The organism is Nocardioides montaniterrae, assembly GCF_054782655.1.
On the sequence record NZ_BAAGSB010000021.1, the window covers coordinates 1 to 8,830 of the forward strand.

Annotated in this window: 8 protein-coding genes; 5 read left to right on the forward strand and 3 right to left on the reverse strand. The window is 71.0% G+C overall.

Annotated elements, in window-relative coordinates:
• Positions 1-244 precede the first annotated feature (244 nt).
• Both ACYVJ3_RS16530 and ACYVJ3_RS16535 read right to left on the reverse strand, forming a co-directional pair.
• Positions 245-835, reverse strand: coding sequence for a transglutaminase-like domain-containing protein (locus tag ACYVJ3_RS16530; protein WP_460854177.1), 591 nt, complete (start codon positions 833-835; stop codon positions 245-247).
• 4 nt (positions 836-839) lie between these two features.
• Positions 840-1,409, reverse strand: coding sequence for an O-methyltransferase (locus ACYVJ3_RS16535; protein ID WP_460854178.1), 570 nt, complete (start codon positions 1,407-1,409; stop codon positions 840-842).
• Positions 1,410-1,752: 343 nt separating this feature from the next.
• Between ACYVJ3_RS16535 and ACYVJ3_RS16540 the strand changes: the two genes are divergently transcribed.
• The 5 genes from ACYVJ3_RS16540 to ACYVJ3_RS16560 all read left to right on the forward strand — a co-directional run bounded on the left by ACYVJ3_RS16540 (position 1,753) and on the right by ACYVJ3_RS16560 (position 7,992).
• Positions 1,753-2,844 carry a 3-isopropylmalate dehydrogenase gene (locus ACYVJ3_RS16540; RefSeq protein ID WP_460854179.1) on the forward strand — a complete coding sequence of 364 codons (1,092 nt, stop codon included), beginning with the start codon at positions 1,753-1,755 and terminating at the stop codon, positions 2,842-2,844.
• Positions 2,845-2,848: 4 nt separating this feature from the next.
• The gene (locus ACYVJ3_RS16545) at positions 2,849-3,928 is read left to right on the forward strand and encodes a branched-chain amino acid aminotransferase (protein WP_460854180.1); all 1,080 of its coding nucleotides are present in this window, start codon (positions 2,849-2,851) and stop codon (positions 3,926-3,928) included.
• A gap of 217 nt (positions 3,929-4,145) precedes the next feature.
• Entirely contained in the window at positions 4,146-5,729 is a 1,584-nt protein-coding gene (locus tag ACYVJ3_RS16550; protein WP_460854181.1) for a serine/threonine-protein kinase, read from the forward strand.
• 45 nt (positions 5,730-5,774) lie between these two features.
• Complete coding sequence (gene cimA, locus ACYVJ3_RS16555; RefSeq protein ID WP_460854182.1) at positions 5,775-7,391, forward strand: citramalate synthase; 1,617 nt, start codon at positions 5,775-5,777, stop codon at positions 7,389-7,391.
• Positions 7,392-7,401: 10 nt separating this feature from the next.
• Positions 7,402-7,992, forward strand: a complete 591-nt coding sequence (locus ACYVJ3_RS16560) for a GNAT family N-acetyltransferase (RefSeq protein WP_460854183.1) — start codon at positions 7,402-7,404, stop codon at positions 7,990-7,992.
• 56 nt (positions 7,993-8,048) lie between these two features.
• On the opposite strand, the gene ACYVJ3_RS16565 is transcribed toward ACYVJ3_RS16560, so the two are convergent.
• Positions 8,049-8,690: a TetR/AcrR family transcriptional regulator gene (locus tag ACYVJ3_RS16565; protein WP_460854184.1), complete on the reverse strand. Its 642-nt coding sequence runs from the start codon at positions 8,688-8,690 to the stop codon at positions 8,049-8,051.
• Between the last annotated feature and the right edge of the window lie 140 nt (positions 8,691-8,830).

Consider the following 8,830-nt stretch of genomic DNA (forward strand, 5'->3'; position numbering starts at 1 on the left):
CGCAGCCGACACTTCGAAACCAAGACAGCCAGCGGCGTCAGATACGCGCGTGAGTCAGACCGCGACCAGGCCCACCAAGCCAATCACTGATACGCCCTCGCCTAGCGGCTCGGGCTACTCAACCAACGGGGGAGGCTCGGGCTACTCAACCAACGGGGGAGGCTCGGGCTACTCAACCAACGGGGAGGCTCGGGCTACTCAACCAACGGGGAGGTTCGGGCTCCTCAATCAACGGCGCAGGGGCTCACACCTCGGTGGGAAGCCCGCCGTCGCAGAGGGCGAGGATGTCCGTCGCGGCACGGAGGGTCGCGACGACGCGCGGGCTCGGGGCGGCGTACACCTCGGGGAGGTCGAGCTCGCCGAGCCCGGGGCGTACCGGCCACGCCAGCTGCTCGGAGCCGAGCGAGAACTGGGCGTCGACGCCGTCCTTGTTGCCGCGGGGGTCCTGGCGGTGCCAGTCACCGTCGAGGAAGACGGCGACCAGGCCGTGCAGCATGTACGTCGAGCCGTCGTCGGTGAGCAGCTGGTAGCAGAGACCGGTCGGCACGCCCTGTGAGCGGAGCAGGGCGGCGAGCAGGTGGGACTTGGCGTAGCAGAGGCCCACGCCCTCACGCAGCACCGAGGACGCCGAGAGCGTCACCCGAGGGTCCTGGGCGTCCCACGAGTGGGCGACGGAGTCACGAACGTGCTCGAACGCGGCGCGCGCGAACGCGATGTCATCGGAGGCCGAGGCTCGCAGCGAAGCGGCCAGGGCCGAGACCTCCGGAGAGGTGTGGTCGACGACGTCGTCGGCCGCGAGGTAGTCCGCCGACGAGCCGCGGACGAGCAGCTCCACGGGGTCAGCGCCGGGTAGCGAGGATGACGGACGCGTCGGAGGCGACGAGGACCTCGACCGCGGTGAAGCGCTCGTCGGTCAGCCACTCCTCGCGGAGCGTGTCGACCCGGCCGGCGGTGATCGGCGGCCACATCTCGCACGGGTAGAAGTCGTCGAGGACCACGACTCCACCGGGCTCCACGAGGTCGGCGATGCGGTCGACGCGGACGGCCGACGGGTCGCCGGAGTCCATGAAGAGCAGGGAGTACGGGCCCTTGTCCATCAGCGTCGACCAGTCGGCCTCGAGCACCGAGACCAGCTCGTCGTCGACGAAGATCTCGGCGGCAGCCGAGGCGAGGGATGGGTCGAGCTCGGCCGAGAGGATGTGCGCCGACCGGTCGCGTACGCCGGACCGCAGCCATGCCGTCCCGACGCCACATCCGGTGCCGAACTCGGCCATCACCCCGGACCGCGTCGCGGCCAGCGCGGCCAGCAGCCGGCCGGTCTCGTTGCGGCAGAAGGACACGTAGCCCGCTCGCCGGCAGACGTCGAAGGCGCGCAGCACCACCTCGGGAAGCTCTGGCGGCGCGCTCATGGAAACAGTCTTACCGAGCACCGAGAATGCGTTAAGGTGATCCCACCATGCGGAGCGCCATCGTCTTCTTCGACGTAATTCAGCGCCGCGGCGGGGCCTGAGAGAGGCCACCTCGCCGCGGTGCTTCGCGGCGTTCACCGACATTCGTCGGACCCGCGTCGGTCTCTCACCACCAGAGCCAGACGCGAAGGATCCGCCATGTACCGCATGACCCGCCCCACCTACTGGGGTCCGGCCCAGCACGACGCCGCGCACCCGCTGCACCCCACGGGCGCACCGTTCGACCCGCTTGACCTGCGAGACGAAGCGTCCGATCGTCCCGATGACAACTAAATTCCAGCCCATGAGCACCGAGAACCTCACCCCTGCCCAGGGCTCCGTCGCCCTCGCTGTCGTCCCCGGCGACGGGATCGGGCCCGAGGTCACCGCCGAGGCCCTCAAGGTGCTCGACGCGGCGGCCCCCGCGGGCGTGAAGTTCGAGCGGACGACGTACGCGCTCGGCGCCGAGAACTACCTCGCCACCGGTGAGGTCCTTCCCGCCAGCGTGCTGGAGGAGATCCGGGGCGCGGACGCGATCATGCTCGGCGCGGTCGGCGGCAAGCCGAACGACCCGAACCTGCCCCCGGGCATCCTCGAGCGCGGCCTGCTGCTCAAGCTCCGCTTCGAGCTCGACCACTACGTCAACCTGCGCCCCTCCAAGCTCTACCCGGGCTCGGTCTCGCCGCTCTCCGACGCCGTCCTCGGCCGCGGTGAGCTCGACTTCGTCGTCGTTCGCGAAGGCACCGAGGGTCTGTACGTCGGCAACGGCGGCTCGATGCGCACCGGCACCAAGGCCGAGGTCGCGACCGAGGTCAGCATCAACACGGCGTACGGCGTGGAGCGGGTCGTGCGCGACGCGTTCCACCGTGCCCAGAAGCGCCGCAAGAAGCTGACGCTGGTCCACAAGACCAACGTCCTGGTCAACGCCGGCAGCCTGTGGTGGCGGATCACCCAGGAGGTCGCCGCCGAGTTCCCCGACGTCACGGTCGACTACCTGCACATCGACGCGGTCATGATCTTCATGGCGACCGACCCGCAGCGCTTCGACGTGATCGTCACCGACAACATCTTCGGCGACATCATCACCGACCTCGCCGCCGCGATCACCGGTGGCATCGGCCTGGCCGCGTCCGGCAACGTCAACCCCGACCGCACCGCGCCGTCGATGTTCGAGCCGGTCCACGGCTCGGCGCCCGACATCGCCGGTCAGCTGATCGCCGACCCGATCGCCGCGATCCTCTCCGGCGCGCTGCTGCTGGACCACCTCGGCCACCCCGAGGCTGCGGCCAAGATCGAGACGGCCGTGCTGGCCGAGCTCGAGGCCCGCAACCCCGGCGACAAGATCCACACCCCGGCGGTCGGTGACTCGGTCGCCGCCCGCCTGACCCAGGACTAGATTCATGAGCATGCAGATCACCACCACTCCTTCTGCGAACCCGACCGACGACGCGCGGCTGGCGGAGATCCTGGCCAACCCCGGTTTCGGCACGCACTTCACCGACCACATGTTCACCGTCGAGTGGACCCCTGACGGCGGCTGGCACAACGCCCGCGTCACGCCGTACGGCCCGATCACCCTCGACCCGGCGGCCGCCGTCCTGCACTACGCGCAGGAGATCTTCGAGGGCATGAAGGCCTACCGCCACGAGGACGGCTCCATCTGGGGCTTCCGCCCCGAGGCCAACGCCGAGCGGATGATCAAGTCGAGCCACCGCCTGGCGCTGCCGGTCCTCGAGGTCGAGGACTTCCTGCAGGCCGTCGAGGCGCTGGTCGAGGTCGACGCCCGCTGGGTGCCCGACCAGGAGGGCGAGAAGAGCCTCTACCTGCGTCCGTTCATGTTCGCCTCCGAGAAGTTCCTCGGGGTGCGGCCGGCGCAGCACGTCACGTTCATGGTCATCGCCTCGCCCGCGGGCGCGTACTTCAAGGGCGGCGTCAAGCCGGTCACCCTGTGGCTCTCGGAGGAGTACACCCGCGCCGGCCGTGGCGGCATGGGTGCGGCCAAGACCGGCGGCAACTACGCCTCGTCGTTGGTCGCGCAGCAGGAGGCGTACGCCGAGGGCTGCGACCAGGTCGTCTTCCTCGACGCCCAGGAGGGCAGGTACGTCGAGGAGCTCGGCGGCATGAACATGTACTTCGTCTACGACGACGGCTCCGTGGTGACCCCCGAGACCGGCACGATCCTCGAGGGCATCACCCGCTCCTCGATCATCGAGCTGCTCGGCAAGATGGGCCACCAGGTCACCGAGCGGAAGTTCGGCATCGACGAGTGGCAGGCCGACGTGGCCAGCGGCCGCATCACCGAGATCTTCGCCTGCGGTACCGCCGCCGTCGTGACCCCGGTCGGAGCACTGAAGACCGCCCACGGCGACACCCCGGCGCCCGCGAGCCAGGAGCTGACGATGAAGGTCCGCGACGCGCTGGTCGACATCCAGTTCGGCCGGGCCGAGGACACGTTCGGCTGGATGAAGCGGTTCGTCTGATGGCGCGAGCGCGTCGCCGCTGATCGACGCCTCGCCTCACTTGCTCCGCCGGCTCCTCCGGTCGCTCGTTCCTCGCTCCCTCCGTCGCCGTCTCCGCGCGCTCGGCAACCGGCGTCGGCGGCGCCGCGCTGCCGCGCACGCGGTCGAGGTGGGCGCGGGGTTGCGCACCGTCGGCGGCATCCGGCCGATTGATGGTCCCGCTCGGTAGCCTCTACCCGTGACGAGCAGCCAGGGGGAGCAGCGGTCCCGCATCGGCGACTACACCCTGCTGACCGGTCTCGGCGAGGGTGGGATGGGCATCGTCCATCTCGCTCGGGCCCGGGACGGTCGTCGGGTCGCCCTCAAGGTGCTGCGCCCGCAGGTCGTCGGCGACCGCGAGGCACGTGCGCGGCTGGCGCGCGAGGTCTCCTCGCTCGAGCGGGTGCGCAGCCCGTGGGTGGCCGAGGTGCTCGACGCCGATCCGTGGGCCGAGGTGCCGTACGTCGTCACCCGCTACGTCCCCGGGCTCTCGCTCTACGACCACGTCGGCGAGGAGGGGCCGGTCCTCGGGTCGGACCTCGACTGGCTCGCCGGCTGCCTCGCCGAAGGTGTCGCGGCGTGCCACCAGGCCGGCGTGCTGCACCGCGACATCAAGCCGTCGAACGTGCTGATGGAGGGTCGCACGCCGATCCTCATCGACTTCGGCCTCGCCCGGGTCGCCGACGACCCGCGCCTGACCCAGACCGGCTACCTGCTGGGGACCCCCGGCTACCTCGCGCCCGAGATCCTGTACGGCGACGAGGCCACCCCTGCCGCCGACGTGCACGCCTGGGCGGCGACCGTCGCGTACGCCGCGAAGGGGCAGGCGCCGTACGGCAAGGGCCCGGCCATGGCGATCCTGGACCGCGCGCGCCGCGGTCAGCACGACCTGAGCGGCATCGCCGAGCCGCTGCGTGGCGTGCTCGACGCGGCCCTCGCGCCCGAGCCGTTGGACCGTCCGCTGCTCGGCGAGCTCCTGGCCTGGCTGCGTCCGCTGAGCACCGACCCGACCGCGACGAAGGTGCCACCGCCGGTCGGCGGTGCGCTCGGCGTGATCGCCCGCCCTGCGCCTGGTGACACCGGGAGCATGACGCGGCCCTACTCCAACGCCGCGCCGACGGCCGTCATCCCCGAAGAGCCTCCGCGCCCGGAGGCGATGACCCGGATCGAGCAGGAGTGGGACGAGGAGCACGGCCTGGTCGACGGCGACGTCGCGCCCGCGCCGGTGTCGCTGGGGGAGCGGCTGCGTCGGCTGCTGGTGATCGGCTCCGGGGCGCTCGCCCTCGGCGGTGCGTACGCCGCACTGCCGTGGATCGCGCTCGCCGCGACGTTCGCGACGGTGTGGGTGCTGCGTAGCGGATCGCTGGCCGCGGCGGCGGTCGCGGACCGCCGTACGGCTCGCGGACGTCGCTGGCACGACGGCCCGCGCGTCGTCGTCACCAGCCCGTGGCACACGCTGCGGGCCGTTCCCGGAGCGATCGTGCTGATGCTGTGGGCGGGCCTGTTCGGCGCGGCCGCCGGGCTTGTCGGGTACGCCGCCGCGGACCTCCCGACGGCCCTGTTCGCCGGTGGGGCCGGCGTCGGGATCGGCTTGTGGACCGGCCCGGACAACCAGCGCTTCCGGAGCCCCGTCAACCGGCTGGTGCACCCCGCGGCACGGACCGCCGTGCCGTGGCTGATCACCTGCTTCGTGCTGCTCGGCGTCGCCGCGCTGCTGACCATGCTGGCCCAGATGAGCGGCATCGGCTGGGCGCCCGCGACCGGTGGCCCGTTCGGCCTCTGACGTACCGCCGGCAACAGGCGCGCGCTCTGTCAGAATGAGGGTGCGATGAACCAGCCCCTCGACCTTCACGGCGCCTTCCACGTCTACGACACCACCCTGCGCGACGGCATGCAGCAGGAGGGTCTCAACCCGACGGTCGCCGACAAGCTCGCGATCGCGCGGCACCTCGACGGTCTCGGCGTGGGCTTCATCGAGGGTGGCTGGCCGGGTGCGAACCCCAAGGACACCGAGTTCTTCCGACGTGCCGCGACCGAGCTGGACCTGCAGCACGCACGGCTGGCCGCGTTCGGCGCGACCCGCAAGGCCGGCATCACCGCCGCCGACGACCCGCAGGTCGCCGCGCTGCGCGACTCGCGCGCCGGCGTGGTCACGCTGGTCGCCAAGTCGCACGTCGGTCACGTCGAGAAGGCGCTGCGCACCACGCCCGAGGAGAACCTGGCGATGGTTCGCGACACCGTCGCCCACCTGCGCGCCGAGGGTCAGCAGGTCTTCCTCGACGCCGAGCACTTCTTCGACGGCTACCGCCTCGACCGGTCCTACGCGCTCGAGGTCCTGCGCACGGCGTACGACGCCGGTGCCGAGGTCATCGCGCTCTGCGACACCAACGGCGGCATGCTGCCCGGTTGGGTCGCCGACGTCGTCCACGACGTCATCACCACGGCCGGCGTACGCGTCGGCATCCACTGCCACAACGACACCGGCCTCGCGGTCGCGAACACGCTCGCCGCGGTCGACGCCGGCGCGACGCACGTCCAGGGCTGCATCAACGGGTACGGCGAGCGCACGGGCAACGCCGACCTGATCAACGTCGTCGCCAACCTCGAGCTCAAGCTGGACCGCCAGGTCCTGCCGCCGGGGCTGTTGACCGAGGCGACCCGGATCGCGCACGCGGTCGCGGAGGTCACCAACGTCCCGCCGTCGGCACGACAGCCGTACGTCGGAACGTCCGCCTTCGCGCACAAGGCCGGCCTGCACGCCTCGGCGATCAAGGTCGACCCGGATCTCTACCAGCACATGGATCCCGCCGCCGTCGGCAACGACATGCGGCTGCTGGTGTCCGAGATGGCCGGCCGCGCCTCGATCGAGCTCAAGGGTCGTGAGCTCGGCTTCGACCTCTCCGGCGACCCCGAGCTGGTCTCCCGGGTCACCAAGCGGGTCAAGGAGCTGGAGTCTGCCGGCTACACCTTCGAGGCCGCGGATGCTTCCTTCGAGCTGCTGCTCGCCGAGGAGGTGACCGGCGCCCGCCCGTCGTACTTCGACGTCGAGGGTTGGCGGGTGATCACCGAGACGGTGCCGCACCCCCGACCCGAGGACGAGGCGCTGTCCGAGGCGACGGTCAAGCTGCACGCGGGCGAGGGCGAGGCGAAGGTCCGCTACGTCGTGACCGGTGAGGGCAACGGCCCGGTCAACGCGCTCGACCAGGCGTTGCGCCAGGCGATCGCGCAGGCGTTCCCCGAGGTCGCCCGGTTCGAGCTGATCGACTTCAAGGTGCGCATCCTCGACCAGGGCCACGGCACCGACGCGATCACGCGCGTGCTCATCGACCACACCGACGGCGAGTCGACCTGGACCACCGTGGGCGTCGGCGCGAACGTCATCGAGGCCTCCTGGGAGGCGCTCGTGGACGGCATCACCTTCGGGCTCCGGCGTCACCACTCCTGAGTCCTGAGCCATGGCGGAGGAGCAGGCGGAGGGCGAGTTCCGGTTCGTGCCCGAACCGGTCGAGACCGATCGGCTGCTGCTGCGCCTGATCGAGCCGAGCGATCTCGACGAGCTGCTCGTGTACCGCGCGCTGCCCGAGGTCTGCCGCTACATCCCGCCTGTTCCCTGGACGCGTGAGCTCGGCGAGGAGCAGCTGGCGACTCCGTGGCGCATGCGGCGCGACCTCACCGGCGAGGGACAGCACCTCTGGTTCGCCGTCGTACGCCGCGACGACGGCGTCCTGATCGGCGACGGGATGCTGTTCTGGCACTCCGAGGCCAACCGCTCCGGCGAGATCGGCTACGTCGTGCGACCCCAGGACCAGGGTCACGGCTACGCCACCGAGCTGGCCCGCGGTCTCCTGAGCATCGCCTTCGACGGCCTGGGTCTGCGTCGGGTCGTCGGCCGCGTCGACACCCGCAACCCCGCCTCGACCGCGGTGTTGACCAGGGCTGGGATGCGCCAGGAGGCGGTGCTGGTCGAGAACGAGCTGTTCAAGGGCGAGTGGACCAGCGAGATCGACTTCGCGATCCTCGACCGGGAGTGGCGCGCGCAAGGTTGACGAACGTCCGTCAGCCTGGCGGAGGGGTATGCCCGTGACTGACTGACGAACGTCCGTCAGTCACGCGGAGGGGTACACCCCGGATCGGTTGACGGACGTTCGTCAGTCACCTCGCGGGGGACACTCCACTCGGCCGGCCAGACCCTGGCGACCGTCGCGCGTGCCTGCTCGAGCGTGATCGGGTCGATCGGGTCGACCATCCGCAGGCGCACGGCGTCGGCGACGAGGATCACGAAGTCGAGATCGGTGGCATCGGGCCGACGGCCGGTCAACGACTGGATGTGCCAGGTCAGCAGGTTCCGCTGGCACTCGCGCATCGCCACGACGGCCTCCCACGCGTCCGGCCGACCGGCGCGGGCCTCCGCCGAGGCCACTGCCTGCAGGGACTGCCAGGTCAGCACACCCAGCTGCTCGCCCGCGGCCTCGGGCAGGTTGACGGGCATCGGATCGTCCATGTCCCTCGGCCTGACCCAGCCCCGCCAGCGATCGGCGAACAGATCGGTGAGCGAGGCGTAGAAGCCGGCGAGGTCGCCGTGAGCGGCATGCACCGAGGACCGCGACATCCGCAGGTGCGCGGCGACTGCGCTCATCGTGAGCTTGTCGAAGCCACCGGTGGCGTGCAGCGCGATGAGCGACGTCAGCGCGTCCTCGCGCGTGTTCAGGGTCCGTCCGGGGTCGAAGGGGTCGCGAGAGCTCATGACAGCGAGGCTCCCCGCGCCCACCGACAATGCGGGCGCGTTCTCCACAGTGATGATCCGAGGGCTGCTTCATCCACAGGTACGGCGTGTGCGGCTTCGGCTGCCGAGGTCGGTGCCGAGGATGAAGTGGAAGTCCCCGG

What these genes read in the sequence shown, in the direction of transcription:
- ACYVJ3_RS16535 (WP_460854178.1), bottom strand. Translation starts at nt 1,409, where the DNA reads ATGAGCGCGCCGCCAGAGCTTCCCGAGGTGGTGCTGCGCGCCTTCGAC.
- ACYVJ3_RS16560 (WP_460854183.1), top strand. Translation starts at nt 7,402, where the DNA reads ATGGCGGAGGAGCAGGCGGAGGGCGAGTTCCGGTTCGTGCCCGAACCG.
- ACYVJ3_RS16565 (WP_460854184.1), bottom strand. Translation starts at nt 8,690, where the DNA reads ATGAGCTCTCGCGACCCCTTCGACCCCGGACGGACCCTGAACACGCGC.
- ACYVJ3_RS16540 (WP_460854179.1), top strand. Translation starts at nt 1,753, where the DNA reads ATGAGCACCGAGAACCTCACCCCTGCCCAGGGCTCCGTCGCCCTCGCT.
- ACYVJ3_RS16545 (WP_460854180.1), top strand. Translation starts at nt 2,849, where the DNA reads ATGAGCATGCAGATCACCACCACTCCTTCTGCGAACCCGACCGACGAC.
- cimA (WP_460854182.1), top strand. Translation starts at nt 5,775, where the DNA reads ATGAACCAGCCCCTCGACCTTCACGGCGCCTTCCACGTCTACGACACC.